This window comes from Leuconostoc sp. BM2, from assembly GCF_002095565.1.
In the GTDB taxonomy this organism is placed as follows: Bacteria; Bacillota; Bacilli; order Lactobacillales; family Lactobacillaceae; genus Leuconostoc; species Leuconostoc falkenbergense.
On sequence record NZ_MOWQ01000027.1, the window covers coordinates 1 to 26524 of the forward strand.

General features: G+C 38.7%; 38 protein-coding genes, 1 tRNA gene and 1 pseudogene. 35 read left to right on the forward strand and 5 right to left on the reverse strand.

What is annotated here, in order from left to right:
- The coding region (locus BMG01_RS07580) for a DDE-type integrase/transposase/recombinase (protein WP_143472139.1) at nt 1-359 on the forward strand (359 nt) is incomplete at its 5' end.
- Between the two features lie 205 nt (nt 360-564).
- Nucleotides 565-1686 carry a site-specific integrase gene (locus tag BMG01_RS07585; RefSeq protein WP_036068536.1) on the forward strand — a complete coding sequence of 374 codons (1122 nt, stop codon included), beginning with the start codon at nt 565-567 and terminating at the stop codon, nt 1684-1686.
- A 176-nt stretch (nt 1687-1862) separates the two neighbouring features.
- Here the strand turns inward: BMG01_RS07585 and BMG01_RS07590 are convergent, their stop codons facing one another.
- Nucleotides 1863-2705 (reverse strand): VOC family protein, encoded by an 843-nt coding sequence (locus tag BMG01_RS07590; protein WP_004911931.1) that lies wholly within the window; start codon nt 2703-2705, stop codon nt 1863-1865.
- 412 nt (nt 2706-3117) lie between these two features.
- On the opposite strand from BMG01_RS07590, the gene BMG01_RS07595 reads away from it, so the two are divergent.
- From BMG01_RS07595 to BMG01_RS07695, 21 genes are all read left to right on the forward strand, one after another.
- Complete coding sequence (locus BMG01_RS07595; RefSeq protein ID WP_233127284.1) at nt 3118-3768, forward strand: peptidoglycan-binding protein; 651 nt, start codon at nt 3118-3120, stop codon at nt 3766-3768.
- A gap of 75 nt (nt 3769-3843) precedes the next feature.
- Nucleotides 3844-4380 (forward strand): YqeG family HAD IIIA-type phosphatase, encoded by a 537-nt coding sequence (locus BMG01_RS07600; protein WP_031941039.1) that lies wholly within the window; start codon nt 3844-3846, stop codon nt 4378-4380.
- Complete coding sequence (gene yqeH, locus BMG01_RS07605) at nt 4370-5515, forward strand: ribosome biogenesis GTPase YqeH (protein ID WP_004911939.1); 1146 nt, start codon at nt 4370-4372, stop codon at nt 5513-5515. Before BMG01_RS07600 ends, yqeH begins: the two co-directional genes overlap by 11 nt.
- Nucleotides 5515-5826 (forward strand): ribosome assembly RNA-binding protein YhbY, encoded by a 312-nt coding sequence (gene yhbY / locus BMG01_RS07610; RefSeq protein WP_004911944.1) that lies wholly within the window; start codon nt 5515-5517, stop codon nt 5824-5826. Before yqeH ends, yhbY begins: the two co-directional genes overlap by 1 nt.
- 10 nt (nt 5827-5836) lie before the next feature.
- Entirely contained in the window at nt 5837-6475 is a 639-nt protein-coding gene (locus BMG01_RS07615) for a nicotinate-nucleotide adenylyltransferase (protein WP_036068535.1), read from the forward strand.
- The gene (gene yqeK, locus BMG01_RS07620; RefSeq protein ID WP_004911952.1) at nt 6468-7052 is read left to right on the forward strand and encodes a bis(5'-nucleosyl)-tetraphosphatase (symmetrical) YqeK; all 585 of its coding nucleotides are present in this window, start codon (nt 6468-6470) and stop codon (nt 7050-7052) included. Before BMG01_RS07615 ends, yqeK begins: the two co-directional genes overlap by 8 nt.
- A gap of 3 nt (nt 7053-7055) precedes the next feature.
- Complete coding sequence (rsfS, locus tag BMG01_RS07625; RefSeq protein ID WP_004911956.1) at nt 7056-7427, forward strand: ribosome silencing factor; 372 nt, start codon at nt 7056-7058, stop codon at nt 7425-7427.
- 48 nt (nt 7428-7475) lie between these two features.
- Nucleotides 7476-8231: a class I SAM-dependent methyltransferase gene (locus BMG01_RS07630; protein WP_004911959.1), complete on the forward strand. Its 756-nt coding sequence runs from the start codon at nt 7476-7478 to the stop codon at nt 8229-8231.
- Nucleotides 8228-9400, forward strand: coding sequence for a nucleotidyltransferase (locus BMG01_RS07635; RefSeq protein ID WP_004911961.1), 1173 nt, complete (start codon nt 8228-8230; stop codon nt 9398-9400). Before BMG01_RS07630 ends, BMG01_RS07635 begins: the two co-directional genes overlap by 4 nt.
- A 1-nt stretch (nt 9401) precedes the next feature.
- A complete protein-coding gene (locus BMG01_RS07640) occupies nt 9402-9947 on the forward strand; it encodes a DUF177 domain-containing protein (protein ID WP_036068532.1) in 546 nt (181 codons plus the stop codon).
- A 101-nt stretch (nt 9948-10048) separates the two neighbouring features.
- Complete coding sequence (locus BMG01_RS07645; protein WP_004911968.1) at nt 10049-10738, forward strand: response regulator transcription factor; 690 nt, start codon at nt 10049-10051, stop codon at nt 10736-10738.
- 16 nt (nt 10739-10754) lie between these two features.
- Nucleotides 10755-11858, forward strand: a complete 1104-nt coding sequence (locus BMG01_RS07650) for a cell wall metabolism sensor histidine kinase WalK (RefSeq protein WP_004911972.1) — start codon at nt 10755-10757, stop codon at nt 11856-11858.
- Nucleotides 11839-12111, forward strand: coding sequence for an acylphosphatase (locus tag BMG01_RS07655; protein WP_004911975.1), 273 nt, complete (start codon nt 11839-11841; stop codon nt 12109-12111). The genes BMG01_RS07650 and BMG01_RS07655 overlap by 20 nt, the downstream gene beginning before the upstream one ends.
- Before the next feature lie 71 nt (nt 12112-12182).
- Nucleotides 12183-13103, forward strand: a complete 921-nt coding sequence (gene yidC / locus BMG01_RS07660; RefSeq protein ID WP_004911978.1) for a membrane protein insertase YidC — start codon at nt 12183-12185, stop codon at nt 13101-13103.
- 46 nt (nt 13104-13149) lie between these two features.
- Nucleotides 13150-13926: an RNA methyltransferase gene (locus BMG01_RS07665; RefSeq protein ID WP_004911980.1), complete on the forward strand. Its 777-nt coding sequence runs from the start codon at nt 13150-13152 to the stop codon at nt 13924-13926.
- 83 nt (nt 13927-14009) lie between these two features.
- Nucleotides 14010-14246, forward strand: coding sequence for a preprotein translocase subunit SecG (gene secG / locus BMG01_RS07670; RefSeq protein WP_277872951.1), 237 nt, complete (start codon nt 14010-14012; stop codon nt 14244-14246).
- A 100-nt stretch (nt 14247-14346) separates the two neighbouring features.
- On the forward strand, nt 14347-16671 hold the full coding sequence (rnr, locus tag BMG01_RS07675; protein WP_004911987.1) for a ribonuclease R: 2325 nt from the start codon (nt 14347-14349) through the stop codon (nt 16669-16671).
- Between the two features lie 11 nt (nt 16672-16682).
- Nucleotides 16683-17144, forward strand: a complete 462-nt coding sequence (gene smpB / locus BMG01_RS07680; RefSeq protein WP_004911992.1) for an SsrA-binding protein SmpB — start codon at nt 16683-16685, stop codon at nt 17142-17144.
- A gap of 118 nt (nt 17145-17262) precedes the next feature.
- Entirely contained in the window at nt 17263-18819 is a 1557-nt protein-coding gene (gene rny, locus BMG01_RS07685) for a ribonuclease Y (protein ID WP_004911994.1), read from the forward strand.
- A 147-nt stretch (nt 18820-18966) separates the two neighbouring features.
- Nucleotides 18967-19368 (forward strand): DUF948 domain-containing protein, encoded by a 402-nt coding sequence (locus tag BMG01_RS07690; RefSeq protein ID WP_004911997.1) that lies wholly within the window; start codon nt 18967-18969, stop codon nt 19366-19368.
- Between the two features lie 3 nt (nt 19369-19371).
- Entirely contained in the window at nt 19372-19932 is a 561-nt protein-coding gene (locus BMG01_RS07695) for a hypothetical protein (protein WP_004912001.1), read from the forward strand.
- A 17-nt stretch (nt 19933-19949) separates the two neighbouring features.
- Here BMG01_RS07695 and rnhC read toward each other — a convergent pair whose 3' ends face one another.
- Complete coding sequence (gene rnhC, locus BMG01_RS07700; RefSeq protein ID WP_036066638.1) at nt 19950-20855, reverse strand: ribonuclease HIII; 906 nt, start codon at nt 20853-20855, stop codon at nt 19950-19952.
- Between the two features lie 140 nt (nt 20856-20995).
- Here rnhC and BMG01_RS07705 point away from each other — a divergent pair.
- Nucleotides 20996-21067: transfer RNA gene (locus tag BMG01_RS07705), tRNA-Glu, on the forward strand.
- 151 nt (nt 21068-21218) lie between these two features.
- Here BMG01_RS07705 and BMG01_RS07710 read toward each other — a convergent pair.
- The 3 genes from BMG01_RS07710 to BMG01_RS07720 all read right to left on the reverse strand — a co-directional run bounded on the left by BMG01_RS07710 (nt 21219) and on the right by BMG01_RS07720 (nt 23044).
- Nucleotides 21219-22286 (reverse strand): site-specific integrase, encoded by a 1068-nt coding sequence (locus BMG01_RS07710; protein ID WP_084013454.1) that lies wholly within the window; start codon nt 22284-22286, stop codon nt 21219-21221.
- A gap of 131 nt (nt 22287-22417) precedes the next feature.
- On the reverse strand, nt 22418-22696 hold the full coding sequence (locus BMG01_RS07715; protein ID WP_084013455.1) for an ImmA/IrrE family metallo-endopeptidase: 279 nt from the start codon (nt 22694-22696) through the stop codon (nt 22418-22420).
- A gap of 12 nt (nt 22697-22708) precedes the next feature.
- Complete coding sequence (locus tag BMG01_RS07720; RefSeq protein ID WP_084013456.1) at nt 22709-23044, reverse strand: helix-turn-helix domain-containing protein; 336 nt, start codon at nt 23042-23044, stop codon at nt 22709-22711.
- A 283-nt stretch (nt 23045-23327) separates the two neighbouring features.
- Between BMG01_RS07720 and BMG01_RS07725 the strand changes: the two genes are divergently transcribed.
- From BMG01_RS07725 to BMG01_RS07775, 11 genes and pseudogenes are all read left to right on the forward strand, one after another.
- Nucleotides 23328-23543 carry a hypothetical protein gene (locus BMG01_RS07725; RefSeq protein ID WP_084013457.1) on the forward strand — a complete coding sequence of 72 codons (216 nt, stop codon included), beginning with the start codon at nt 23328-23330 and terminating at the stop codon, nt 23541-23543.
- Between the two features lie 11 nt (nt 23544-23554).
- The gene (locus tag BMG01_RS07730) at nt 23555-23749 is read left to right on the forward strand and encodes a hypothetical protein (protein ID WP_080539958.1); all 195 of its coding nucleotides are present in this window, start codon (nt 23555-23557) and stop codon (nt 23747-23749) included.
- Between the two features lie 5 nt (nt 23750-23754).
- On the forward strand, nt 23755-24471 hold the full coding sequence (locus BMG01_RS07735; protein WP_084013458.1) for a BRO family protein: 717 nt from the start codon (nt 23755-23757) through the stop codon (nt 24469-24471).
- Entirely contained in the window at nt 24468-24647 is a 180-nt protein-coding gene (locus BMG01_RS07740) for a hypothetical protein (protein ID WP_010001626.1), read from the forward strand. Before BMG01_RS07735 ends, BMG01_RS07740 begins: the two co-directional genes overlap by 4 nt.
- A 183-nt stretch (nt 24648-24830) precedes the next feature.
- Nucleotides 24831-25049, forward strand: coding sequence for a hypothetical protein (locus BMG01_RS07750; RefSeq protein ID WP_084013460.1), 219 nt, complete (start codon nt 24831-24833; stop codon nt 25047-25049).
- Nucleotides 25039-25194: a hypothetical protein gene (locus tag BMG01_RS11210; protein ID WP_158084726.1), complete on the forward strand. Its 156-nt coding sequence runs from the start codon at nt 25039-25041 to the stop codon at nt 25192-25194. Before BMG01_RS07750 ends, BMG01_RS11210 begins: the two co-directional genes overlap by 11 nt.
- Entirely contained in the window at nt 25187-25387 is a 201-nt protein-coding gene (locus tag BMG01_RS07755) for a helix-turn-helix domain-containing protein (RefSeq protein WP_084013461.1), read from the forward strand. Before BMG01_RS11210 ends, BMG01_RS07755 begins: the two co-directional genes overlap by 8 nt.
- The gene (locus BMG01_RS07760; RefSeq protein WP_002814943.1) at nt 25384-25578 is read left to right on the forward strand and encodes a helix-turn-helix transcriptional regulator; all 195 of its coding nucleotides are present in this window, start codon (nt 25384-25386) and stop codon (nt 25576-25578) included. The genes BMG01_RS07755 and BMG01_RS07760 overlap by 4 nt, the downstream gene beginning before the upstream one ends.
- 124 nt (nt 25579-25702) lie before the next feature.
- A complete protein-coding gene (locus tag BMG01_RS07765) occupies nt 25703-25966 on the forward strand; it encodes a hypothetical protein (RefSeq protein ID WP_143472288.1) in 264 nt (87 codons plus the stop codon).
- Nucleotides 25967-25978: 12 nt separating this feature from the next.
- Complete coding sequence (locus tag BMG01_RS07770; RefSeq protein WP_084013463.1) at nt 25979-26272, forward strand: hypothetical protein; 294 nt, start codon at nt 25979-25981, stop codon at nt 26270-26272.
- A 70-nt stretch (nt 26273-26342) separates the two neighbouring features.
- Nucleotides 26343-26524, forward strand: a pseudogene (locus tag BMG01_RS07775) (hypothetical protein); the annotation flags it as partial.

Consider the following 26524-nt stretch of genomic DNA (forward strand, 5'->3'; position numbering starts at 1 on the left):
ATCCTGAGAAGAGAAAAGTATTGGGCTATAAAATTGGCGATACAATGACAGCCGAGCTAGCCACAAGTGCCTTACAGATGGCGTTAGATAAGCATCGAAAGCCACTCATTATTCATTCAGATATGGGGTCACAATACACGAGTGCTGAGTTTAATATTAAATGTCAAAATTATGGCTTGAAACATTCATATTCACTCAAAGGCCATCCGTACGATAATGGCCGTATGGAAGCGTTTCATTCAATATTGAAGCGTGAAGAGGTTTATTTGAAGGCATACCAAACATTAACTGAAGTCCAAGCAGCCATTGGTTGGTATATCAATTTTTATAATAGTAATCGTATCTCAAATGTTGCTTAATTAACTGAATAAAAATAGTCCAGTTTATTGACTTCTGAGCAATCGTGATGAAATTGATGAAGCTGTGAGACATTATTATGATTAACAATGTTTAAGAAAGTGTTAAGCTGAAAACAACATCATAACAGTGTGAAATAATGAAAGCGTGTGAACATGCTTTTTTATTTATCTTCAAACACTGCTTACTTGCTGGTAAGGATAAATTATGAAAGTACAAAAAATAGAAACATCCAAAGGTAAAACATGGGAGGTAGACGGCTACCTAATCAATGGTGGTCAGAAAGTTAGAGTTAAAAAACGTGGCTTTGATAGTAAGCAGAGCGCTAGACAGTGGTTTAATAATGAGAGTGTACTGTTTGAGAATGGCGAAAGTCGATACAATAAAAAAACAACTCCCGACATAATGACCGTCAAAGAGTTGTATGATATGTGGTTAGAAACTTATCAGCATACCGTTGAAGAGAGTACACTTAATAAAACAATGAATGTATTTGACGTGCATGTCATCCCCAAATGGGGGAATACATTGGTATCAGATATTAAACCACTTGATTTACAGCTTTATATTAACACAATGCAGGGCAAGATATTGCATTATCGTAAGATAACAGGCTATTTTAGGCGATTATTAAACATCGCAGTCAGAATGGATATGATAGCTGTGGATCCATTTACTAAAATTGAAATGCCACGAGAGCGCAGGCAACTCAATAAACCCAAGCAATTCATGGATGTGGACGAGTTCAAAGCGTTTATAGATGTTCTGGATAATCAATATAGCCAGATAAACCAACAGGCATATACATTGCTTAGATTAGGCGCTTTCACGGGGATGAGAACCGAGGAATTACTGGCTTTGCAGTGGCAACATGTTGATTTTGATAATGGCTATATAATGATTGTTCAAGCGTTAGGACGTGGTTTAAATGGTAGCACCTACATCAAAGAACCAAAGAGTGTCACAAGCAGGAGAACATTAAAGATTGATAGTAATATGTTGTCCATATTAGCTAGTTGGTATGATTCTACCTCATATAATAGGAAGACAGACTTTGTTTTTAGTTATCAAGGACGGACATTACAGGTCATGAGACCAAATAAGTGGTTGCATGATGTCAGTGATAAATACCATGTTGCGGTTGGTTTATCCATGCATAAGCTAAGGCATACGTGGGCGACATTAGTGCTTGACCAGGGAGCTACGGTTAAACAGGTACAGACTTATTTGGGACATGCAGATGTATCAATGACGTTAGATGTTTATAGTGATATAAACAAGCGTGCCAGTGATGACACGGGTAATATCTTAGCAAAGTTGGGAATTTAGGGAAACAAAGTGGTAAAAACCGCCATGAGTGTTGATATGACAGGTGTGTAGTAACTCCCGTTAACTCCAATTAAGCTGTTTTACCGTTATTGTCGGTAAACAGCTTTTTTGATTGTTAACCTTGATGTGAACGATCTGATTATGAACGATTAGCTCATCAGAAGTAGGGTGTTATCTTAATCATTTGGTGAATAGTTTTTATTAATTACCAATCGGCTACCAAAGGGATCTGCTAACCAAATTTGATTCGGTTTTGTTGATAGATTTTGATCATGCAATGATTGATTCAGGATTTTAAATAGTTTTTCGTCAATTGTGACGGCCCAGTTGACTAAACCATTCTCATCAGGATGTCGTTGTGTTAGGTCAGAACCAAACCACGTATTATAGGCGTGGTGATGGTGATAGGCGTTGTGAGAGTAGAAGTGTGCGCTGCCCGCGATTTTAGCAGTTAATGACATTTGTAACTGGTCAATAAAAAAAGCATCACCTTTACGAACACTATCACCAACGAAGTGTAGATGGCCAATCATCATACCAACAGGAAAACCCGACCAACCTGCTTCTTTAGCTTGCAATAGCGCTAAGACATCTACTGCTTTTGTACCCATTTTGACTAATCCTTGGTCCCATTGCCACAATGTTTGTTGACGATCGTGATAGAGCTCAATGCCGTTGCCGTTAGGATCATTTAAGTAAAAGGCCTCACTGACGTCGTGGTCACCTGATCCTAATGGATATTCGGCCAAAATTAAGCGTTCTATCAAACTTGCCAAGCTTGCTTTGTTGGGGAAAAGTAACGCAAAATGATACAAACCTTGTCGTTGCTGTGCGGTTTTTTGACCTGAAAATGATAATGTTAAAAAAGGCTGATCTTGATGTGTAAAAGCATAAGAAAACTGACTTGGACTTTCTTCCTTTTCAACAAGTCCTAGCATATCGCGATAAAAGATACGCATGCGATGTTCATCATCTGCCATCAAACTGATGTGGCTAATTTTATAATCTACGTTAAGCATAAAATCTCCATTTACTTACTATTTATTAGTATAATAATATAATTCAAGACTTTTGTCTAGTTTCTTAGTTGTTTGGCTGTTATTCTGCAAATAAATAAAAAATTTAAATCAGGTCTTGACGCAAATAAAATGACTGTTATAATAATATTGTAAGCGTTTTCATGTGTGTGTGATTCGTTTATAGTCTGATACCGTACAATCAGATTACTCCTTAAACAGCACAACATTGTGCCAATTGATCAACGATGAGACTGACAAATTCATCGTTGATTTTTTGTATTTTTATGATAATTGTTATTTTTCTTTATATAATATACAAAATATTGTTAATTAGTTTATTATGTATTTTTGGTCTACGTTTTTGTTAATTTCTGTAATGTCTGTGTAACATAAAGCAGGCACAATGGAAGACATGATAAAGAGAATATTGATTGCAAGCGCCACAATGACGGGAGTTGCATTGGGTGCATTGGGAACACAACTACAAACAGAAAACCAGCCAACAGATGCGGCTAGTCTTGACCAAAAAGTCGACGTAAAAGCAGTTGACGTAGCCGCTGAATCTCTGGCTGATGTTAAAACAATTGCATTACCCAAAGCACAAGTATCAAAGCCTTCAGAGAAAACTGAAGATAGCACTGATAAACAATCAGCGGCTAGCTCTGAAAATGTATCATCACAAAATGAAACTAATCAGACATCGACCGTAACTGAGGTTAGTACTGCTGCTGTAAAGACAGACAACGTTGATAATGTTTCATCAACCAATAATAGCCAAACCTCAGTGACCGCGGTTTCACAAACCCAGTCCACTACGCCAGCAGTATCTGCAGATATTCAATGGTTAATTCAACGTGAAAGTGGTGGTAATCCAAATGCTCAAAACGGTCCCTATTATGGTATCGGTCAATTAACTGAAGCTTACTATGCGCAATACGTTCCCGGCCAAGACTACCGTGGTAATTACGCGGTTCAGTTAGAAGCTATGCAAAAGTATATTGCTGCACGTTATGGTTCAGTTGCTAACGCAATTGCACATTGGCAAGCCAATAATTGGTATTAATAAAACGCGTAACCCGTCTCACGGGTTTTTTTGTTATAATAGATAGAGAAACAAACGAGATGAAAGATGGATATGATGCGCTTAGAACACTTTACACCGACATATATGGTCGAACGAATATATGATTTAACAGTCGATGATTTAAAAGCGCATGGGATTAAAACCGTGCTCGCAGATTTAGACAATACATTGCTGGCGTGGAACAATCCTGAGGGTACACCCGAATTACGTCAATGGTTACAGGACCTACGTGATGGCGGTATTGAACTAATTGTAGTATCAAACAATACGACAAAGCGAGTGGCTAAGGCAGTTGCACCGCTGAACGTAAATTTTGTTTCATGGTCGCTAAAGCCTTTGCCACGTGGCATACTACATATACTAAGGACTCATCATCTTAAGCGCGACGAAGTAATCATGGTTGGCGATCAAATGCTGACTGACGTTTGGGCTGCGCACAGTGCGGGCATTAGAAGCGTTTTGGTGCAGCGTTTAATTGAGTCGGATATGTGGCAAACATGGCTTAATCGCAGTATCGAAAAGTATATTAAAAAAATTGTCTTTAAAGCACATCCATATTTGAAATGGGAGAAAACATTACGTGACAACTGAAATCACTGACGAGTACGTTCAAGCACAATTAGATGAAGGCTTACGCTGTATCGGCTGTGGGGCATTAATGCAAATTACTGACCCAGAAAAAGCTGGATATTTACCATTAAGCGCCTTAAAAAAAGCCATTGATAGCGATGCACTTTTCTGTAAGCGCTGTTTTAGATTACGTCATTATAACGAAATCCAACCAGTCGAATTGACTGATGATGATTTTGCCAGATTATTGCACCAAATTTCTGATACGAATGCGCTGATTGTCTACGTTATGGATTTGTTTGATATGACTGGTTCTGAAATTGCCGGTTTGCCACGTTTTGTAGGTGAAAACAATCCTATTTTAGTGGTGGGAAATAAAGTAGATTTGCTTCCTAAATTGTTAAATCAAAATCGACTAAAGCAATGGTTGCAAACTATGCTTAAAGCTCAAGGAATTAAGCCAGCTGACATTTTTTTAACTTCGGCTGCGCATCCTAAAAACATAGACGCATTACTTGAACGTGTCGACCAATTAAGATTGGATCGTGATGTTTACGTAGTGGGTGTGACTAATGTTGGCAAATCAACGCTGATCAACCAGATTATTAAGTCACGGACGGGTGTTCAGGACTTGATAACGACTTCACGTTTTCCAGGGACCACATTGGACCGCATTGAAATTCCGTTAGCAGATGGTCATCAGTTAATTGACACGCCAGGTATTATCAAACGCGAACAAATGGCACATGTTATTGCCGATAAAGATTTGAAGTATGCGCTGCCAAAGAAAGAGATTAAACCGCGTACTTATCAGCTCAATCCAGAACAGACGTTGTTCTTAGGTGGGCTGGCTAGGTTTGATTTTGTGAGTGGTGAACGGACAGCTGTCACGGCTTATTTTGAAAATAATTTAAATATCCACCGCACTAAATTAAATGGCGCAGATGCATTTTATAATCGACATGTTGGTGAATTACTAACACCAGCGCCACTGAATTTAACAGCTTCGCCGCTTGTCAAACGCGAATTCAATATCATTGAAAAAAGTGATCTTGTTTTTGCAGGATTAGGTTGGATTACCGTACCAGCAGGCATTAAAGTTGCTGGTTGGGTACCAGAGGGCGTTGATGTGCTAATTAGAAAGGCTATGATTTAATGACACTTACAGGAAAACAAAAACGTTTCTTACGTTCACAAGCAAACACATTATCACCCATTTTTTCGGTTGGTAAAAATGGTTTAACGACAACTTGGCTAGAGGAATTAGTGATGGCGATTGCTAAGCGTGAACTAATCAAAATCAGCTTACAGCAAGGGTCTGAAGAAACGGTTGATTCAGTGGCTAACTATATCGAAACGCACTCAAATATTTCAGTCGTTCAAACAATTGGTCGAACAGTGATCTTATATTTACCAGCAGTAGAAGAGAAATATCAGAAAGTTTCAGTTGCTTTAGAAAAAATCTAAGGGTGTCAATATGCTAGAAACAGTAACCATTGCGCCACAAGTCCAAACGGAAACAGCGCCTCAAAAAGAAAAAAAACGAATCGGTATTTTTGGTGGGACGTTTAATCCACCACATATTGGTCAACTCGTTTTAGCTGAAAGTGTTGGGCGACAATTGGGACTTGAAAAAGTTTATTGGATGCCAAATGCACAACCCGTTGATGGCACACATGCTAGTGCCATTGCACCGTCTTATCGTATGCAAATGGTTCATTTGGCAATTACCGACAATGCGTTTTTCGATATTGAACTTTTGGAAATTCGTAATGGTGGCGAGTCGCATACCTTTGATACGATGCGCGAATTAGTCTCATTGCATCCTGAGAATGAATACTATTTTATTTTAGGAGCAGAAAAAATTAAAACATTAGCAACTTGGGATCATATAGACGAGCTGAGTCAACTGGTTACTTTTGCTGCTGGTGTGCGCGAAGGGCAATCTACTTCATCAGATTACCCAGTATTGTGGTTTAACGTGCCGGATATTCGTGTCAGTGCATCAGAAATTCGGACAAGAATTAGAATGAATCAAAGTATTAATTATTTGGTGCCAGAACGTGTGGCCCTATTTATGCAAGAATATAATTTATATCGAGGATTTTATGACTAAATATTTTGATGGCAGTATTGCTCAACTCGAAGAAAAAGTTAAGGATCGGTTGTCAGATTACCGTTTTCAACATGTACGTCGTGTGCGAGATTATGCTATTCAATTAGCGGAAGCAAATGGTGTTGATCCCGATCAAGCAGAGGTAGCAGCGTTAGTTCATGACTATGCTAAAGAGCGCTCGGATAGTGACTTTATAGCTGTTATTAAACGCAAAAAAATGGATCCCGATTTAATGAACTGGGGCAATTATATTTGGCACGGTGTCGTTGGTGCTGAAATGATTCATGATGAACTAGGAATTACGGATTCTGATATTTTAACGGCTGTTCGTGAGCATACTACTGGTGCTGGAGCAACGATGAGTAAGCTTTCACAAGTGATTTTCATGGCAGACTATTTGGAAGTGGGTCGTGATTTTGATGGCGTCCAAGTGGCAAGAGATATTACTAAACAGTCCCTTGAGCAGGGTGTGAAATACCAAATTGTGCATACGTTGGCACGATTGGTGAAAAAAGAAACGCCAATTTATCCCAAATCATTGGAAACTTATAATTACTGGGTTAGGAAAGAAAACTAAAATATGACAACAATTTTAAATGTGAACACAGTTTTGGAAACAGCAGTTGCGGCAGTTGATGCCAAAAAGGCTAATAATATTGTAGCGCTAGATATGCGTGAAGTGAGCTTGATGGCAGATTACTTTGTGATTGCCGATGCTGCCTCTACCAGACAAGTACAAGCCATTGCGACGGAAGTGAAAGATAAAATTGAGGCTGCCGGTGGTGAAGTGCGATTTACAGAAGGTTTTCGTGAAGGACAATGGGTATTGATGGACTTAGGTGACGTTATCGTACACATTTTTGATACTGAAAGTCGTGATTTTTATAATTTGGAACGATTGTGGCATGATGCGCCATATGTTGATTTAACGAGTTTATTAGTAGAAGATTAAACAGGCTGGGACACCTTGTGCCAGTTTTTTTATGTTAAAATTGAGATTATGACTAAGAACATTAATGATAATTACACAACTTTTGCTGCTAAGTATGACCAGCTATTTGATTCAGACATGTATCAGGATTGGTTACTCTATGTAAGGGAACACACCACTGCTACAAGTGTACTTGATCTTGGTGGTGGCGCTGGAAGGTTAGGCGTTTTGTTAGCAGAACACCAGTATCAAGTCACGGTTTTGGACTTGTCACCAGATATGTTGTCTTTGGCGCAGATGCATGCTAATCATGCTGACGTTGATTTGACACTTTTGCAGGCAGATATGCGTGAATTTAGTGATTGGTCGACGACATATCCACTTATTGTCAGTTTTGCAGATGCCTTAAACTATTTACCAACTATTGCTGATTTAGAGGCAGCGTTGTTCCAAGTCTTTGATCATTTGACTGATGGTGGCATGTTCCTGTTTGATGTGATTACACCTTATCAAATTAATGTTGGTTATGATAATTACTACTATAATAATGACGATGATCCAGAAAATATTTTAATGTGGACTAGTTTTGCTGGAGATGAAATTAACAGCGTCGATCATGATCTTAAATTTTTTGTTTATGATGAAACGATTGATGGTTTTAAAATTATGCGTGAAATTCATCATGAGCAAACGTATAATTTGGCTACTTATCAACAGTTGTTACAAAAAGTTGGTTTTAAAAACATTGAAGTTAGTGCCGATTTTGGTCGTGATGAGATTCATGAAGATACGACGCGTTGGTTCTTTAAGGCGGTGAAACCATGAAAGCAGTTGGCTTAGTCACGGAGTATAATCCTTTTCATAACGGTCATATCTATCACATTGAAGCAGCCAAAGCTGCAACTGGGGCTGATGTTGTTGTTGCTGTCATGTCTGGCAATTTTGTTCAACGCGGTGAACCAGCACTTATTGATAAATGGCATCGAGCGCAATTAGCTTTAGCACATGGCGTTGATTTGGTAATCGAGTTGCCGACTTTTTTTGCAGTACAACCAAGTCATCTGTTTGCCGATGGCGCGATTCAATTGTTAACCGCTTTAGGTGTGAGACAAGTTGTGTTTGGTAGTGAGCACGCTGATGTTGATTTTTTGTCTTTGGCACAAAAGGCACCAGACGTTAATCAAAATGATCAATTTAAGCAACATAATCAAACGTTCGCGAGCGTATACGCACAACAACTTTCAGACAAAACTGGTTTTGAGTTAAAAGAACCCAACGATATTTTGGCTTTGGGATACGCAACAGCGGTGTTGAAACAACAATCGCCCATTGAATTAATACCAATTCAACGCGTAGCTGCCGGGTATCACGAGTTACATTTTTCAGAAACACAAGAAATTGCTTCTGCCTCTGCCATTCGTCTGGCGCTTCACAAAAATCGTGTTGAAAAAATCAAAAATGTGGTGCCGAATGATGTTTATCAAACGCTAAACACTCAAGCATCGACAATCAATTTTGAAGAAAAATTTTGGCCACTGCTACAGTATCGTATTACAACTGATACGGTTGGTCAGCTAGGGCAAGTCTACCAAATGGCGGAAGGATTGGAACATCGTTTGGCCTCAGTTATGTTAACAGAACCGGCGCCTACGAATTACCAGAATTTTATTAAAAGAACTAAATCAAAACGTTATACATTTGCCCGAATGCAGCGAACACTATTGTACACATTGCTGAATGTCAAGGTTGACCAAATGCAGGCGGCCATGCAAGATCCTTATTTGCGCGTTTTGGGTTTCACGCCGAATGGTCAACAGTATTTGAATGAAATCAAAAAGCAGGTAACGTTGCCATTAATCAGTAAAGTGGATAATAATTTAGCTAGAGCCCAATTACGTTTAGACTATAAAGCCGGTAAACTGTGGCAACTCCTTGCAGATCATTCGATTGATCAGCAAGATGTCACACGTGCCCCAATATTTGTGGAGAAATAAAATGAAATATGCGAAGAATCAATTATTAAAATATCGTCAAAAACCTTTGGTGTTAGCAGAACAGTTAAATCTTGAAGCTGTTGCCAAACAACGTTTTCCAGAAACTGTTTTAGCCTTGTCACCTTTAGAAGTTGCGGGTCAAGTCAGCTATTTGGATAACGACGATATTATTCTAACGATGACGGTTACAGGTACGATTACCGTACCCTCGTCACGTTCTTTAGAGGCAGTTAAATTGCCAGTTGAAGTGACAATTGATGAACGATACATTGAAGATGCTACACGCCTATCAGATTTTGAAGAAACAGAAGCTGTATTTCTCCTTGAAAATGATGTATTGAACGTTGATGATGCTATTTTAGACAATATTATTGCTAATCTGCCACTACAAATTTTGACAGCGGAAGAAAAAGATAGTGATATTTTGCCCTCTGGAAAAGACTGGCATGTCATCAGTGAAGAAACATATAAGAATGAGAAAATGAGTGATAATGGCGTCAAATTAGACCCTCGTTTAGCAAAATTAGATGATTTTTTCAAAGAATGAGAAAACACTTGCAAAAAATATCAAAATCATCTAAACTAAAGTGAGTAATAGAATATAATATAGACTCGGTTTAGACCGATTTAAAATGTTGAGGACAAAAAATGAGTAAAGTATTAATTGTTGAAGATGAGGAAAACTTGGCAAAGTTTGTTGGTCTCGAACTCAAGCATGAAGGATATGAAGTTGAAACGGTGCACGATGGCCGCTCAGGTTTAGATTTAGCACTAGAAAATGATTATGATGTTATTTTGCTTGATTTGATGTTGCCAGAGTTGAATGGTTTGGAAGTTGCACGTCGCCTTCGCGAAGCAAAGAAAACGCCAATTATCATGATGACAGCTCGAGATTCAGTAATTGATCGCGTTTCTGGTTTGGATTACGGTGCTGACGATTACCTAGTTAAGCCTTTTGCTATTGAAGAGCTTTTAGCTCGCATTCGCTCGCTTTTGCGTCGTATTGCTATTGAGACAGAAGTGAATGACAAGCATCGTTCAATCATTAATTTTAAAGATTTGCGTATCGAAAAGGAAAACCGCATTGCCCGTCGGGACGACCAAATTATCAATTTGACTAAACGTGAATATGATTTGTTATTGACGCTCGTTGAAAACATCAATGTTGTACAGTCTCGTGAGCAATTGCTAAAAGAAGTTTGGGGATTTGACTCAGAAGTTGAAACAAACGTTGTTGATGTTTATATCCGATATCTTCGCAATAAGATTGATGACCCAGAAAGCAAAGCGTCATATATCCAAACAGTACGTGGTACCGGTTATGTTATGCGTAGCTGATTTTGGGAACTAAAATATGGATAATGATAGAAACACAACTGAAAAAGCCGCACGTCGCTTCTCACTGCGTTGGCAGTTAGCAATTGGAATGGCGTCTGGCTTTTTTGTTATCTTTATTATTTTTGCGCTCATTGTAACTTCCTTAGTTGAGAAGTATTATGGTAATCCACCTGATGCAATGATTTTTTGGCTGTGGGCAATTGTCATTATTGGTGGTTTTGCTATTTTTATGTTTGCTTTTTTGTTGACGCGATTAATCTTGAGACCAGTCACGTCAATTGAAAGTACGATTGAAGCGTTTGAAGATGATCCAATGACGGATGTGCGTGTTAGTGAAGTAGGCGCCAATGATGAATTTTCAGATTTAACACAGATTCTAAATCGTACGATTGATCGATTGCAAGGCTTAATTGGCGCGCAACAACAATTTGTTTCAGATGTGTCGCATGAATTGCGGACCCCAGTTGCCATTGTTAAGGGACATATGGAATTATTGAACCGCTGGGGCAAAGATGATCCAGAGGTGCTTGATGACTCAATAAAGTCTTCTCTTGCTGAAGTGCAACGGATGGAAACGCTCATCAATGAAATGTTAAACTTGACACGAGCAGAACAAATTCCAATCGAAAACATCAAAGAAATTACGGATGTTGGTGGTACTGTTAATCGCGTGTATGATAATTTTAAATTGATACATCCGGAATTCATTTTTACGCTTGATGACGATTTATCTCAACAAGCTGAAGTCAAAATTCAGCAGGATCATATGGAACAAATTTTGATTATCTTAGCAGACAACGCTGTTAAGTATTCACTCGATCGAAGAGAGATTCATTTTGCGTTGTCACAAACAGCCAATCGTGTGGAAATCGGTGTGCAGGATTTCGGGGAAGGTTTATCTGCTAAAGATTCTCAACGTGTGTTTGATCGCTTTTATCGTGTTGATAAGGCAAGATCTCGTGCCAAAGGTGGTAATGGTCTTGGCTTAAGCATAGCACAACGGTTGGTAGAAGCTTATGGCGGTGAGATTGCTTTGGAAAGTGCTGAAGGATCGGGTTCAATCTTCACAATTCATCTACCTTTGTACCATGAGGATGAAAATGAAAACACTGGAAATTAACGTATTTGGTGTTGTGCAAGGTGTTGGTTTTAGATGGTTTGCACAACAGGCGGCACAAAAAAATAGTATCGTAGGGTGGGTGAGCAACCGCAAAGATGGTTCTGTGACAATACAAGCCCAAGGAACAGAACAAAATATGGCGATGTTTTTAACTATTATTAAAAAAGGGCCGGGATTTTATAGTCGCGTTGATGACGTTGAAATTGAATCAATTGCGCCGTTCGAATCAAATGTTTTTGCTATTCGATACTAATTCTTGGTATAATTATAATTTGTAATTATACGATGATTTTTAAACACGGTTTTCGAGGAGAAACTTTGATTATGAAACAACTGAAGCGCGTTTTAACTATTGCGTTTGTGATTTTGGATATTGTTTTACTGACGGGTGGCTATGATCAAAATAGTCGTATGTATCGTTGGATTGGTCATCCACTTGCTGAGGTAATGACCAACATTGCTCACTATATTGGTGGGGTTGATGGCATCGGTTGGGCAATTGTGATTATCACAGCTATTTTACGTTTGATTTTGTTACCATTTTTCTTGAATCAACAAGTGAATACAACAATTAATCAAATTAAAATGCAGACACTGAAACCCGAAATTGATAAATTGCAGGCCATTTCACGCAAAGCTGGGACACCAGAAGAGCAACAAAAGGCTAGTATGTCAATGATGTCACTTTATCGAGAAAACGATGTGAGTGTCATGGGCGGTATGTCCTTTTTGACAATGGCGATGCAACTGCCAGTCTTTTCAGGATTGTATTCAGCCATCTTGCATGCGCCAGCCCTAAAAGGCGCTTCATTCTTCAATTTTGATCTTGGTAAGCCTCAGCTTGTCTTTGCGATTATCGCCGGTATTATTTATTTAGCTCAAGCATGGTTAATGATGCAACACATGCCACAAGAGCAGCGTAAAACTTCAGCAGCCATGATGTTTATTAGTCCAGTCATGATTTTTGGTTTTGCGATGATTGCCAGCGGTGCAATTGGTCTTTATTTTGTGGTTGGTGGTATCTTTGCTTTAATCCAATCATTGATTCAACATTTGCAACGGCCGGGCCTTGAAAAGCGTGTGGCTGGTGAGTTTAAGATTAAAAAAACTGCTGATGATTTAATGGCTGAAGCAGCTGCCAAACCAGCTAACCCTTCAATTCTCAATAATACTCAAGCTCCTGGAAAGCCATCTCAAACAAATCAAAGCAAAAAAGGGCGCAATGCAGGTAAACAGAAGCGTTAAAATTATAGTAAACTTTGAGTGTCAACAAGCATAGAAAGAAAAGTACATGGAAAGAATTATTTCAAATCAAAATTCACGCGTTAAGGCATGGGCAAAGTTGTCATCAAAAAAGGGCAGATTAGAAAATCACACCTACTTACTTGATGGCTGGCATTTGGTGGAAGAGGCCGTTAAGGCGAACGCTAAGTTTCATGCAGTCATGGCAACATCATCACAAATGACACTACATTTGCCAGAAGTACCACATGGTGTACCCGCTTTTGAAATCAGTGAAGAAGTTGCTAAACATATTGCTGGCACTAATACGCCACAAGGTATTTTTGCAGAAATCAGTTTGCCAGAAAAAACATTCGACCCCGCATACGTTCATGATGGTGCGTGGCTATTGCTTGACCAAATTCAAGATCCCGGTAATGTTGGAACGTTAGTTAGAACAGCTGATGCTGCTGGTTTTAAAGGTGTTGTACTAGGTGAAGGCACCGCAGATGCTTTTGCACCTAAAGTAGTACGAGCTATGCAAGGCTCCCAATTTCACTTAGAAGTTTTAAATGGTGATCTCAATCAATGGGTTGATGCGTTGACAAATAATGGTTTGCCAGTATATGGTTCTCAGTTGAATGAAGCAGCGCAATCATATCGTGACATTGAGTCAAGCACACAGTTTGGATTGATTTTAGGTAACGAAGGTCAAGGTATGTCCGATGAACTGGCAGCTAAAACGACGGCTAATTTGTATATTCCGATTCAAGGACAAGCAGAGAGCCTGAATGTAGCCATCGCTGGTGGTATTTTGATGTTTAGTTTGTCTTTGGGGAATGAATAACTGAGTTGCTGTTTCTCTAAAACTAGCGATTTAGGGATGAATTTGCTATAATAGAAATATCGATTTAAGTAGAGGTTATGATTGTGGAAAAGACACTCACCGTTGCTTTGATTGTCGTGGGCTTTATGCTTATCGTCACAGTCATGATGCAACCTAGTAAACAACAAGACGCGTTATCAGCTTTATCTGGTGGTGCTGGCGATTTGTTCGCTGAACGCAAGTCACGAGGATTTGAAGCAGTTATGCGCCGTGCAACGTCTGTTCTTGGGGCGCTATGGTTCATTATTGGTTTTGCGCTGATGTACATTTCAGCCCATTAAAAAACGAATTGGTCAGTTTACGCTTTTTTCGTAGACTGACTTTTTTTATATCGAATGTTGCTTCATTAAGAAGCAAATAATTAATTTAAAAGGAAAACACATGCATTTAGAAGAATTAAAAGCACAGCTGAAAGGGTTTTTGAAAGCCAATTCATCACAGTCTTTTTCAGCACAAAATTTAGCTGATGGCTTACGTATGACTGATGCTGCCGGCTATAAACAAGTGGTTAATGCACTGAACGCGCTCGTTCGGGGTGGAGATGCACTTGATCATGAACAACACTATCAGTACAATCCGAATGCAGGTTATACGTTTGGTGAGTACCGTGCTAATGACAAAGGATTTGGCTTTGTCAAATATGACGACGAATTACCTGATTTTTTTATCAATCCTGAAAACACGTTGCAAGCAATGCAAGGTGACAGTGTTCGAGTCGAAACGATTAAACCGTCGCCTTCACCGGACCGTGGTCCTGAAGGTAAAGTGGTTGAAATTTTGGCGCACACTTACGAGAGAATTGTGGGCACTTTTTCGCTTGGGTCTGATGCTAAGGACATGATTGGCGAACTTACGATTAGCGATAAAAAAGCGATGAGCTTCAAGGTTTTAGTTAGTGGAGAGGGCTTGACGCCAAATGATGGTCAGGTTGTTGTGGCTGAAGTTGTACGTTTTCCCGATCAAATTCACCCCAAAGAGCTCGTAGCAACCGTTACAGAGACACTTGGTTACAAAGATGAACCAGGAATGGATATTTTGCAGATTGTTTACAGCAAAAAAGTTCCCAATGAGTTTCCTGCTGATGTGTTAGCGGATGCTGGTAAAATACCAACAGATGTACCAGATTCTGAATGGGCTGGTCGTGAGGATATCACAGAGCAAACATTGGTGACAATCGACGGTGCAGACACCAAAGATATTGATGATGCGGTTGTTGCTTGGAAGCTAGACAATGGTAATTATCATTTAGGTGTTCACATTGCTGACGTTTCTCATTATGTAACAGAAGGCTCTAGCATTGATCGCGAAGCGTATAATCGTGGCACGTCAGTGTATTTGACAGATCGTGTTATTCCAATGTTGCCACGTAATATTTCTAATGGTATTGCTTCGCTTAATCCCAATGTTGTCCGTTTAGCAATGTCAGCTGAAATGGAAATTAATCCACAAGGTAAAGTTGTTAATCATCGCTTACATACTTCTGTTATGAAGTCACATGCTCGCATGACGTATGATGCAGTAAATAAAATTCTCGAAGGGGATGTTTTTGTCCAAGAAGAATATGCAAACTTAGTACCTATGTTCAAAGTGATGGGGGAGTTGCATGATATTTTGTACAATATGCGTAAGCAACGAGGAGCCATTGAGTTTGACGCACCTGAGGCACAAATCATTGTTGATGACGAGGGTAAAGCCGTCGACATTAAGTTGCGTGAACGTGGTACGGCTGAACGTATGATTGAATCCTTTATGTTGGCAGCAAACGAAACTGTTGCCGAGCATTTTGACAAATTAGAAGTACCATTTTTATATCGTATTCATGAAACACCTGATGCAGAACGTGCCAAATCATTCTTTGAATTTTCAAAGGCTTTAGGACATCCAGTGATTGGGGATCCAAACAAAGTGACACCAATTATGCTGCAAAAACTAATGAATGATGTTGCGGGAGATCCTGCCGAACAAATGATTTCGACAATGATGTTGCGTGCGATGAAGCAAGCTAAGTATTCACCGGATCCAGTTGGACACTTTGGTTTGGGCGCTGATTTTTATACACACTTCACCTCACCAATTCGACGCTATCCCGATTTAACTGTGCACCGATTGATTAAATGGTATGCTCAAAATGGCTATGGTGTATCAGCACAAGAAAAGTATGCCAGCCATCTTGGCCAAATTGGTGAAGATACTAGTACTCGTGAGCGTCGTGCTATTGACACAGAACGTGATGTTGACGCACTCAAAAAAGCTGAATATATGCTTGATAAGATAGGACTAGAGTTTGACGGTGTTGTCAATTCGGCTCTGAAATTTGGTCTATTTATTAGTCTAGAAAACACTGTTGAAGGACTGGTACATATATCAAATCTGACAGATGATCATTATGAGTACGATGAGTCACACGCAGCACTGATTGGACGATCTAAACACCATATTTTCCAAATTGGTCAAAAAGTTCGGGTGAAAGTGATTCGTGTCAATAAGGATGAACGAACAGTTGACTTTATGTTGGTCAATCCGCAAGATGCACCAACCACTACTATACGCGTTGCTTCTCAATCACATGGCAAATTTGGGAAGGGACGAAACCGCGATGAACGTCGTAAAAATGAACGACGTGGCAAGTCAGAAGGTCCAAAAACTAAACGAGGACCATTGGACAGCAAACAGGGGCACAAACGAGATAGTAAACGTAATTTCTAAGGTGGTTTTGAATGGCAAAGAAAAAACAGAATGAACAATATCTTGCTCAAAATCGAAAAGCTAGGTTTAATTATGCAATTTCAGAAACCTTTGAGGCGGGTATTTCACTGACAGGGACAGAAATCAAGTCAGTGCGTGCCTCACAAATTACAATTAGTGATGGCTTTATTACAATACATGATGGTAATGCCTTGCTAACCAATGTCCATATTGCTTCATATGCACAGGGAAATCAATTTAATGTTGACCCCTTACGTACACGGCAACTTTTACTTCACAAGCGAGAAATTGCCACACTAGCAAAAGCTGCACAAGAACAGGGTGTGACAATCGTACCCCTTAAAGTTTATCTGAAACATGGTTTTGCTAAAATTCTGATTGGCATTGGACGTGGTAAAAAGAAGTATGATAAGCGTACTGACATTAAAAAGCGTGATCAAGATAGAGAACTAGCACGACGTTTTAAAAATTAAATTCGATTATCAGTAATAACCGTTTAGTAGCCATCATCACTATTGACCGGAACTCTAATAATCGCTATACTTAATGTATGTGAAAATAGAGTTTCACAAGCTGAAAGGAAATGCTAACATGATAGTTACAATCATTTCAGCGCTCTTCGCAATTGTGATTGGTTATGGTATTGGCTATTATATGCGTAAATCTCAAGATGCACGCCAAGTAGCTTCTACTAAACAAATTGCAGCTAACATTCTTGAACAAGCAAATAAAGAAGCTAAAAGTTTAAAACGTGCAGCTGAAGTTGATGCCAAAGATTTGGCTCAGACTTATCGCAATCAGGTCGACGACGCATTTAAAGACCGTCAAACGCAGTTGCAACAACAAGAACAAAGGCTTGAAGACCGTATCAGTAACCTCGATAAGAAAGATGCGGCCCTCAATCAACGTGATGCTTCTCTGATTCAAAAAGAGAATCAGGTCCAGACACGTTTGGACGATGCAGAAAAGAAACACACGGTTGCCCAAAATTTGATGGTATCACAACAGGAAAAGTTAGAGGAAATCGGTCAACTTTCTCCAGATGATGCTAAAGAACAAATTTTAAGTAAAACAAAGACAACGCTCGTACGTCAGCGTGCTGCTTTGATTAAGGAAGCACAAGATGATGCAACGAGTGAAGCTGAAAAGCGAGCACGTAATATCGTCGTGCAAGCGATTCAGCGGTCGGCAGCAGATGCGGTGGCTGATGTTACTGTATCTGTTGTGAACCTACCAAGTGAAGATATGAAAGGTCGAATTATTGGTCGTGAAGGCCGCAATATTCGAACACTAGAGTCTTTGACTGGTATTGATTTGATCATTGATGATACACCTGAATCAGTTGTCTTGAGTGGTTTTGACCCTGTTCGTCGAGAAATTGCCAAAATGGCGCTTGACGCATTAGTGGCAGACGGCCGAATCAATCCTTCTCGCATCGAAGAGATGGTTGAAAAGTCACGACGCCAGATGGATGAAACCATTCGTGAAAAAGGTGAACAGACCGTATTTGAATTAGGTCTACGCGGTATTCACCCTGATTTGATCAAAATGATTGGACGTATGAATTATCGAACTTCATATGGACAAAATGTGCTCCAGCATTCAATCGAGGTCGCAAAACTTGCGGGAATGATGGCAGCAGAGCTTAAAATGGATGTCGCGCTTGCGAAGCGCGCTGGTTTATTACACGATATTGGAAAAGCGGTTGATGCTGAAGTTGAAGGATCACATGTTGAGTTGGGTGTTCGATTGGCAGAAAAATTTGAAGAAAAGCCGATTGTGATTAATGCAATAGCCTCTCATCATGGTGATGTTGAGTCAATTTCCCCAATTTCAGATTTGGTTGCAGCAGCGGATGGCATTAGTGCAGCTCGACCTGGGGCTCGTAGTGAGTCGTTAGAAAATTACGTTCAGCGTTTGAAGGACTTGGAAGCAATTGCTAACAATTATCCTGGCGTACACTCTGCTTATGCAATACAAGCAGGACGAGAAATCCGCGTCATTGTTGAACCTACTAGAGTTAATGATTTACAGGCCACAGTTTTGGCACATGATATTAAATCAACTGTTGAAGAAAAGTTGGACTATCCTGGTCATGTCAAGATTACGATTATTCGTGAAACGCGTGCTGTGGACTATGCCCACTAATTACAATTAATTGAAGTGTAAAATCAAGTTAAAAAAAGTCGTTCATTGAACGATTTTTTTTGTTATAATTAACCTAATTGAAAACGTTTTATTTTTCATAAAAAGTTAACAAAACGTGATTTTAATAGCATCAACAAGGAGGAGTATATGGAACCTGGACAACTTGCTTTACTGATTTTCGCCGTTGCATTTTTAATTCTGGTGATTTTTATCGGTATTTTCTTGATGCGTTTAACACGATCGTTAGGTGTTATTACGCTGGACGTCGATACAATTGCAAGGTCAAGTAATGAGATACTTGGTAATGCCAACACATTGCTGAACGATGTGAATGGCAAAGTTAAAAAACTTGACCCTACTATCCAAGCGGTGGCTGACTTGTCGGAAACGGTATCACATCTCAATAGTTCGGTGCAAAATGTTACGAACCGATTATCGAGTGCAAAAGCTACGGCCGGTGCTGGAGCAGGTGGTGTAGCAGCTGCAGTTGCAAAGAAAGCAACGTCTGCTGCGATGAACAAATTCAAATCAAAAAAGACGGAGGTCTAACATATGTCAAAAGCAAAAGGTTTATTTTTCGGAATTTTGGCTGGCGCGGCAGCGGTTGTTGCTTTTAAAGCCTTACCTAAAGCAAAGCAGGATCAACTAACTGAAAAAGCGCAGGAAACAGGTGTATTACTACGTGATAAAGCTTATGATGCTGCCTATGCTGCTGCGGATTTAGCAGGAGATGTTACGGAGAAAGCAAAGGCTAAAGCCACAGAACTCAAGTCACAAAGTCAAGAAAAGTATGGCGATCAGTTAGATTCAGCTTCTGGTAAGCTCAAGGAAATTACTGATCAAGCAGCACCGTATGTTGATAAGGCGAAAGACTTTGTATCTCCTTATGTTGCTAAAACACAGGATGCAATTGCCGATTTGCGTGACAAGTTTGCTAGTGAAGACATTGAATTAACGCAAGACGATGTTGATTTGGAATCCGCACTCGCTGATTTGGCTGATGAAGAGAAAGCAGATGAAACAGTTGCAGAGAAAACTTCTGCCGATGTGGAAGAAGTTTCTGCAGAAAAAGCCGTTGATGAATTAACTGACGAAACACCAAAGGCAAACTAATTTAAAAGCTGAACACCTTATAATAGGTGCTCAGCTTTTTTTGTATTGGCAAAGTGTAATTTGGCAAATTGATTAAGGTCTTTGCCATCACGCAGTAGTTGTGCGGCAACTTCATCAACTGCATGCCCTGCGCCAATGGGGAGTGGCATTCCTGCAGATTCGCTAAGCTGTTTGAGTGAATTAAGTTCAACCACTCTAGATAGAATGGAAGCAGCGGCAACGCTTAAATGGTATTGTTCACCTTTCGTCGTGAAGTAAACGTTTTCTGCAATAATACGTGGTTGATGAGACTTGTTAAGATAACGATAATAGGTATCGCGTTGTGCAAATTGATCAATTAAAATTGCTCGTGGTTTTGTTGGTGCAATTTTGTCAAGCACTTTTGCCAAAGCAAAATTGTGCGAAATTGCTTTCATTTGATTGACATTATTATTGGGTTGCAACTGATTGTACTTTTCTGGCATCAAATTAACGACATGATGTGGCAGACGTGCAATTATTTCTGGTGCAATGGCTCTCATTTTTTGATCAGTTAAGGTTTTTGAATCCGCAATACCCAATTGACGGACCCAGTCAAGATCGTCTTCACTGACAAAAACGGCAGCAGTCGTTAATGGACCAAAATACGCACCGGCACCCACCTCATCAGATCCCAAAACAGACCAATTTTTAAAATCAATTGGAATACTGTCCGAATTGTGGTTTGTTTTACTTTTAGGTGTCAGAGTTTGCCATTTGGCTGCTTCAAGACTATGTCCTTTACCTTGAAACATAACTTTGCCAGATTGGTAGCCTGTAATGTGTGTCGTGGGGGTGCGGGCTGAAAAAATAGCACCATTGGGAATCACGTTATTGCTATACTTGGCATAATATTGAGCCATCTTTTGTAATTGTCCGGAAGAAACTTGAATAACTGTTTGCATATTAGCAAGTATAGCAGTTTTCATGGTTGAGGTCGATAACTTGTGTTGCCGATTATCCTGTTTAAGTGTGATGACAAAGTCGAGACTGTAAAAACATGTTGACGAGAGGCATTTTTTTCGGTATACTTAATATTTGTTATGGCGCTATGGTCAAGTGGTTAAGACGTCGGCTTCTCAGGCCGAAATCGAGGGTTCGACTCCCTCTAGCGCTATTCTAGCCGTTCTATCAAAATTACTGATAGGACGGTTTTTGTTTGCCTATTAGTTGATATATCAACGTTTATAAGACGTTTCGTAATTCGCTTATAATCGTTTAAAGTCTTTTAAATTCTTATTTTTTTGCTACCATTTGCTACAAATTTGCTACAAATTTTTAAGTACATCTAAAGTCTTGGTTGTTTCGGCAGTTCGTTTCTTTTCGAGTAAGTGGGCGTATGTTGAAAGGGTAATATTTACATCAGCATGACCTAATCTTTCACTAACGTATTGAATGGCAATATCTTGTGATAATAGATAACTAGCATGTGTGTGTCTCAATCCGTGGAATGTAATAAGCTTACTATTTCTCTTTTCAAGATACCGCCTTAATTGCTTGTTGACGGCGTTATTAGTTGGCGGTAGACCAGTTATGCTCTCAAAGGCGTATTGTGTACCAAACTCCCATTTTTTAACGCTCATCATAAAATCAGATGGTAAATCAACGATACGATTAGAAGTCTTGGTTTTGGTGTCTTTAAATTCTTTATCAGAGCTTTGCCATGACTTATTGATGTTGATCGTGTTGTTGACGAAATCGAAGTCTTTTTCTGTCAATCCTGCTATTTCCGAGTACCTAGCACCTGAATATATAGCCATTAAAATCATGTGACTTGTCACGGCTTCGCTGCCAGATACATCTTTAACCAACAATTCTAATTCGTTGTTTTCTAAAAATTTTAAATCTTTATCTTTACTATTTTTAGCAGAGAATGTTTTGACATTTCGAGCGAAGTCTTTGTATATAAAATCTTCATCTACTGCATAACGAACAAATGAGCTAATAATATTTTTAATGTGGGAAACTGATGACTTTACGTGTGTTTTTCCATACTCGTTGATTAGTTTTTGAAAGTCAGCTGTTGATATATCAGAAATACGTTTGTTTGGCCATTGTTCACGTAGTAACTTTGAAATGACCTTGTACCATGCTTTACTCTTGGTTTCCAGTAGTGGCTCCTTAAACACTTCATACCAATCATCAAACATATCAGCAATAATTCCGTTGCCTTTGGATAAGGTATCATTTATTTTCTTATTTTCAACTTCGATAGACCACTTTTTAGCTTCACTTTTCGTTATGAATCCTGATTTTGTTTTCTTCTTATATGTTCCATTAATGTTAATAGAAACACTAGCAGTCCATTTTGAACCACGTTTATATATTGATGCCATAATAAAAACCTCCTTAAAAAGGGGGCTTATATCTGTTATAATCTAATAGAACGCCCCATGCGTTTGCGTTTAGCACACCTAGTCTTTAGTCGGATGGGTGTGCTTTTTTTATTGTCTTATTTTTTAACTTCTTAGATGTCAAAATGATTTGATACATATTCTGCTTGTTTTTCAGCTAACATCGTTTTCATTGACCACCTTTTGTCATCACCATACATATTGAATAAAGCGTGACCCGCCTCGTGAACAATAGTATCTATCTGTTGCCATTCAGGTTGCAAAATATTTATGAAGATAATAACTTTGTTCCCAGATTTGTTCACTTCTCCGTAGTACCAGCGGTGTGGGACTTCAATTCCGTAAAATGTGTAATCTGGAAATTTATCTATATAAAATTCTACGTTCGTCATACATTGTGACCCTCACAATCTTCTTTTTGAGAGTTTTGCGATTTCGACGAGTTTTTTTATTTGCTCAATATCTTCTTTTGTTGCTTGAGGGTCAATGAAATAGGCAACTTGCCTTTGGGGTTCTGTTAAATCATCTGAAGAAGTTGCATTCATCTCATCAGTACGTCCTAATAGGTAGTCGGTTGATACGTGGAGTACGTCAGCGACTTTTTGGAGGTTTTCTGATTTAGGGTTATTATCATCCCAGCGGTAAATTGCATTTTCTGCAAGTCCGGCTTTTGAGGCTAAAGTCTTCAGCGATAAACCGCGTTGTTGAGCCACTTCTTTTGTTCTAGATACCAGTGTCATATTATTAAATCCTATTGTCTAGACAAGAAAAGTATTAAACTTGTAAATTAAAGTGTTGACAAGTTACAAGTTTGTAGTTATACTAATTCTTGTAAGTTAGTTACTAAGTTTTAAGCAAAACAAAAACACCTAAAAATTTATCTATCTTGGCGGAGTGATAAGGTTAGTAGCCCTTTGTTTATGCTTGTTTATACTGCAATTATAGTATTAAATTTGTAACTTGTAAAGCAAACTTACAACTAGTTATATAGAACTTACTAAGTTTTGTAGGAAAGGAGGCAACATGACAGAACAGATGATTGTAGACGCAGCAAAGATGTTCAAAAAATGCGTCAAAGACGGTCTATTCGACCGAGATATGACACAACGTGATCTAGCTAATGCAGTTGGTGTTACAGAAGCAGTATTGAGTTTAGCGATTAACACCTACGCAGTGAACAAACAGTCTCGCGAGGTTCGTGCAAAAGTTAGACAGTTGCTAGATATTCAAGATATTTAAGGAGGTGAAAAATGTCATTTGACGCAACTAAGAATTATTTGCAAAAGGAAATTCAAATTGAACTAAAAGGCATCACGTCAGAAACGTTCAATAAACATTATCGCAGTGATAAGAATTTTCCTAAACCAATATTTGATACACCACGCAAGAAGGTTTGGGACGGACGAGCATTAGTATATTACTTCGATAAAAAGTCAGGAAGGTAAGCAATATGCAAAGTGAAGTACAGGTATTTAATTTTGAAACAAGTAGAGTGAGAACTCTTAATTTAGAAGATGTGATTTGGTTTGTGGGTAAAGATGTTGCTGAAACTTTGGGTTATTCAGATTTGAATAAGGCCATTGCAATGCACGTTGATGACGAAGATAAAAAACTCAACGACAAAACGTCTTTGAGTTTCGGTCAACGTGGAGCAACATTAATCAACGAATCAGGTCTCTACTCACTAATCCTATCAAGCAAACAGCCTAACGCTAAAAAGTTCAAACGTTGGGTCACATCAGAAGTATTACCAACAATCAGACAAACAGGTGGTTATCAATTAACACCTAAAGATCCCATGCAAGTTTTGGAACTGATGTTTCAATCATTAAAAATGCAAGATTATCGACAAGAGCGTTTGGAGCGAAAAATCAATTCAATTCAATACTCACAAACAATTAGTGGTGATCAAGAATTAGTATTACGACAAATTAGAAATGACAAAGCAATTCAAATTCTTGGATATAAGGGTAACGCACGTTATCAAGCATTATCGAGAATAGTATTTGCTCGTATTTCAAAAGAGTTTAAAAGTAAATTTAGCATTCCACGATATAATGCGCTGCTCGCAAAAGATTTTGAGAAAGCAAAACGCTACCTTATGAAATGGGAACCAGATGACGCATTCGCATACCGAATCGCTTATCGAAAAGGAGTAAACCAGTGAAACAACCAAATGTAGAAATTATTACGCAGTTAGCAATCCACAATATCAAGCAAAAGGAATTAGCTAGAAAGATCGGCGAGCGTGAAGATGAAACAAGTCGTGCAATCAATGGAGAAGAAGCACAACGCTTCGAAAGAATCAGAAACAAAATCTTTGATTACTTCCAGATCAATTAACTTCCCACAGATTAGAGATAACGTGGGCAATGTGATTAGCTGGAGTTGGCGTGAAATTAGAAAATGGGAGGTATGTATGTGGTTTTTACAAGCAATAGCTAGTGTAATTATCGGAGGAATGATTTTCATTACAGGTATGACTGTTGGTTACACTAAGCATGAACATGAAACGAGGAAACGCCTATGAAAGACGCATTAACTATGCTGGGCGGTGACATTCAACATGATCCAGATGGTTATCGAGTAGAGTTATATGATATTGGCGGTCGTGGATATCACAAAGAGCGATTTAGCACAGAGCAAGCAGCGTTCGATGCAGTAAATGAGAATGCTGATGAATTGCGAGAAATTGCAAAGTATATCGTCACACAGCAATATGAGCAGGTATTTAATGATGAATAACACAGTGGGTAAGATTGAACGCATTTATGGCGATTTAAAAAATATTGTTGATGAGATTCCGGCTAAAAATAAAACAGCTAAATATTACGGTAAAGATGCTTTGAGTTTGATTGACATAATGATTAGGAGGTTGTCTGATGAATAGATTGCGTGAACTTCGTAAAGAGCGTGGGCTTAAAATATCTGAATTGTCTAATGAATTAAATTTAGTAGGAGCCGATGCCGTTGGAAAATATGAGCGGGGCGAACGTGAACCAAATATTCACAGACTGATAGCACTAGCCGATTACTTCCACGTCTCCATAGATTATCTGGTTGGAATGAGTGATGTTAGATGAACAGATTGAAAGAGTTGAGATTAGAACGTGAATTAACTTTGAAATATATGGAACTCGGAACAGGCATCAAGCGTTCAACTTATAGTGACTACGAAAATGGTAAAAGTGAACCAAAATTGGCAACATGGGAAATACTTGCTGACTACTTCAACGTAACACCGCAATATCTAGTGGGGTGGGTTGATGAATAAGGTAGATGTCTATATGAGAAATTTTGTTCATCACATAAGCAAACCGCAAGATGTATATATGATTAATTTTGTTAATAGTATAAATAAATCACAAGACATATATATGGTAGGTTTTGTTGTTCACATGAACAAATCACAAGACATCTATATGAAAAGTTTTGTTGATCACATGAACAAACCACAATATGTGTACATGCAAAGTTTTGTTGATAATATGAAAAAACTACAAGATGTATACATGATTAATTTTGTTAATCACATGAAAAAATCACAAGACGTATATATGGGACATTTCGTTGACCACATGAACAAACCACAATATGTGTACATGGGACATTTTGTTAATAGCATGAACAGACCATCAGAAAGATACGTTAATTACAACTAGGAGAAAGCAAAAATGAACAAAATAGAACTAACTTACAAGCGTAATTCAGCCAATAAATTTGATTTTAAGGCAATTCAAAACGGAAATTTGATCTATGGAAAAACTTATTCTCCAAAAGAAGACGATAACCAAGTGCTTATGGGTGAAATTTTGGTACAGACAGCACAGGAGTGGGCAGACAAAGAAATTGAAAGAAATCCTGAATTTAAGTGGCATAGTTTTGAAGAATTTAAAGAGTGGATTGGTAACGCACAGCTTAGAAAAGAAGCAAGTAAACGATATGATGATTTGATGTTCAAGGAGTGATATGTCAATGAATGAATCATAAGAACACTACCAGAGTTAGATTGTATAGACTACAACAGGAGATTAGTCAATGACTGAAACATACGAAGTAACACAAGAACAATACGACAAAATTATGGCACTAGCTGATAGTGAATATCCACTACTAACGCTTGCTAATCGTCACGATAAATATTCAGATTTCCTTGAATCAATCACGACAGAAGAAGAATTAGCATTAGCTCGCTATATGGGTGGGGATGAACGAGTTTT

Bases quoted from the DNA above. Each gene is read 5' to 3' on its own strand.
- BMG01_RS07765 (WP_143472288.1), top strand. From the start codon at position 25,703: ATGAACAAATCACAAGACATCTATATGAAAAGTTTTGTTGATCACATG.
- BMG01_RS07725 (WP_084013457.1), top strand. From the start codon at position 23,328: ATGACAGAACAGATGATTGTAGACGCAGCAAAGATGTTCAAAAAATGC.
- BMG01_RS07690 (WP_004911997.1), top strand. From the start codon at position 18,967: ATGGAACCTGGACAACTTGCTTTACTGATTTTCGCCGTTGCATTTTTA.
- yqeK (WP_004911952.1), top strand. From the start codon at position 6,468: ATGACTAAATATTTTGATGGCAGTATTGCTCAACTCGAAGAAAAAGTT.
- BMG01_RS07730 (WP_080539958.1), top strand. From the start codon at position 23,555: ATGTCATTTGACGCAACTAAGAATTATTTGCAAAAGGAAATTCAAATT.
- BMG01_RS07590 (WP_004911931.1), bottom strand. From the start codon at position 2,705: ATGCTTAACGTAGATTATAAAATTAGCCACATCAGTTTGATGGCAGAT.
- rnr (WP_004911987.1), top strand. From the start codon at position 14,347: ATGCATTTAGAAGAATTAAAAGCACAGCTGAAAGGGTTTTTGAAAGCC.
- BMG01_RS07600 (WP_031941039.1), top strand. From the start codon at position 3,844: ATGCGCTTAGAACACTTTACACCGACATATATGGTCGAACGAATATAT.
- BMG01_RS07755 (WP_084013461.1), top strand. From the start codon at position 25,187: ATGAATAGATTGCGTGAACTTCGTAAAGAGCGTGGGCTTAAAATATCT.
- BMG01_RS07650 (WP_004911972.1), top strand. From the start codon at position 10,755: ATGGATAATGATAGAAACACAACTGAAAAAGCCGCACGTCGCTTCTCA.
- BMG01_RS07585 (WP_036068536.1), top strand. From the start codon at position 565: ATGAAAGTACAAAAAATAGAAACATCCAAAGGTAAAACATGGGAGGTA.
- BMG01_RS07720 (WP_084013456.1), bottom strand. From the start codon at position 23,044: ATGACACTGGTATCTAGAACAAAAGAAGTGGCTCAACAACGCGGTTTA.
- yidC (WP_004911978.1), top strand. From the start codon at position 12,183: ATGAAACAACTGAAGCGCGTTTTAACTATTGCGTTTGTGATTTTGGAT.
- BMG01_RS07635 (WP_004911961.1), top strand. From the start codon at position 8,228: ATGAAAGCAGTTGGCTTAGTCACGGAGTATAATCCTTTTCATAACGGT.
- BMG01_RS07655 (WP_004911975.1), top strand. From the start codon at position 11,839: ATGAAAACACTGGAAATTAACGTATTTGGTGTTGTGCAAGGTGTTGGT.
- BMG01_RS07640 (WP_036068532.1), top strand. From the start codon at position 9,402: ATGAAATATGCGAAGAATCAATTATTAAAATATCGTCAAAAACCTTTG.
- BMG01_RS11210 (WP_158084726.1), top strand. From the start codon at position 25,039: ATGATGAATAACACAGTGGGTAAGATTGAACGCATTTATGGCGATTTA.
- BMG01_RS07615 (WP_036068535.1), top strand. From the start codon at position 5,837: ATGCTAGAAACAGTAACCATTGCGCCACAAGTCCAAACGGAAACAGCG.
- rsfS (WP_004911956.1), top strand. From the start codon at position 7,056: ATGACAACAATTTTAAATGTGAACACAGTTTTGGAAACAGCAGTTGCG.
- BMG01_RS07665 (WP_004911980.1), top strand. From the start codon at position 13,150: ATGGAAAGAATTATTTCAAATCAAAATTCACGCGTTAAGGCATGGGCA.
- BMG01_RS07695 (WP_004912001.1), top strand. From the start codon at position 19,372: ATGTCAAAAGCAAAAGGTTTATTTTTCGGAATTTTGGCTGGCGCGGCA.
- smpB (WP_004911992.1), top strand. From the start codon at position 16,683: ATGGCAAAGAAAAAACAGAATGAACAATATCTTGCTCAAAATCGAAAA.
- yhbY (WP_004911944.1), top strand. From the start codon at position 5,515: ATGACACTTACAGGAAAACAAAAACGTTTCTTACGTTCACAAGCAAAC.
- BMG01_RS07760 (WP_002814943.1), top strand. From the start codon at position 25,384: ATGAACAGATTGAAAGAGTTGAGATTAGAACGTGAATTAACTTTGAAA.
- rnhC (WP_036066638.1), bottom strand. From the start codon at position 20,855: ATGCAAACAGTTATTCAAGTTTCTTCCGGACAATTACAAAAGATGGCT.
- rny (WP_004911994.1), top strand. From the start codon at position 17,263: ATGATAGTTACAATCATTTCAGCGCTCTTCGCAATTGTGATTGGTTAT.
- BMG01_RS07710 (WP_084013454.1), bottom strand. From the start codon at position 22,286: ATGGCATCAATATATAAACGTGGTTCAAAATGGACTGCTAGTGTTTCT.
- BMG01_RS07770 (WP_084013463.1), top strand. From the start codon at position 25,979: ATGAACAAAATAGAACTAACTTACAAGCGTAATTCAGCCAATAAATTT.
- BMG01_RS07750 (WP_084013460.1), top strand. From the start codon at position 24,831: ATGAAAGACGCATTAACTATGCTGGGCGGTGACATTCAACATGATCCA.
- BMG01_RS07630 (WP_004911959.1), top strand. From the start codon at position 7,476: ATGACTAAGAACATTAATGATAATTACACAACTTTTGCTGCTAAGTAT.
- BMG01_RS07645 (WP_004911968.1), top strand. From the start codon at position 10,049: ATGAGTAAAGTATTAATTGTTGAAGATGAGGAAAACTTGGCAAAGTTT.
- BMG01_RS07735 (WP_084013458.1), top strand. From the start codon at position 23,755: ATGCAAAGTGAAGTACAGGTATTTAATTTTGAAACAAGTAGAGTGAGA.
- BMG01_RS07595 (WP_233127284.1), top strand. From the start codon at position 3,118: ATGATAAAGAGAATATTGATTGCAAGCGCCACAATGACGGGAGTTGCA.
- BMG01_RS07715 (WP_084013455.1), bottom strand. From the start codon at position 22,696: ATGACGAACGTAGAATTTTATATAGATAAATTTCCAGATTACACATTT.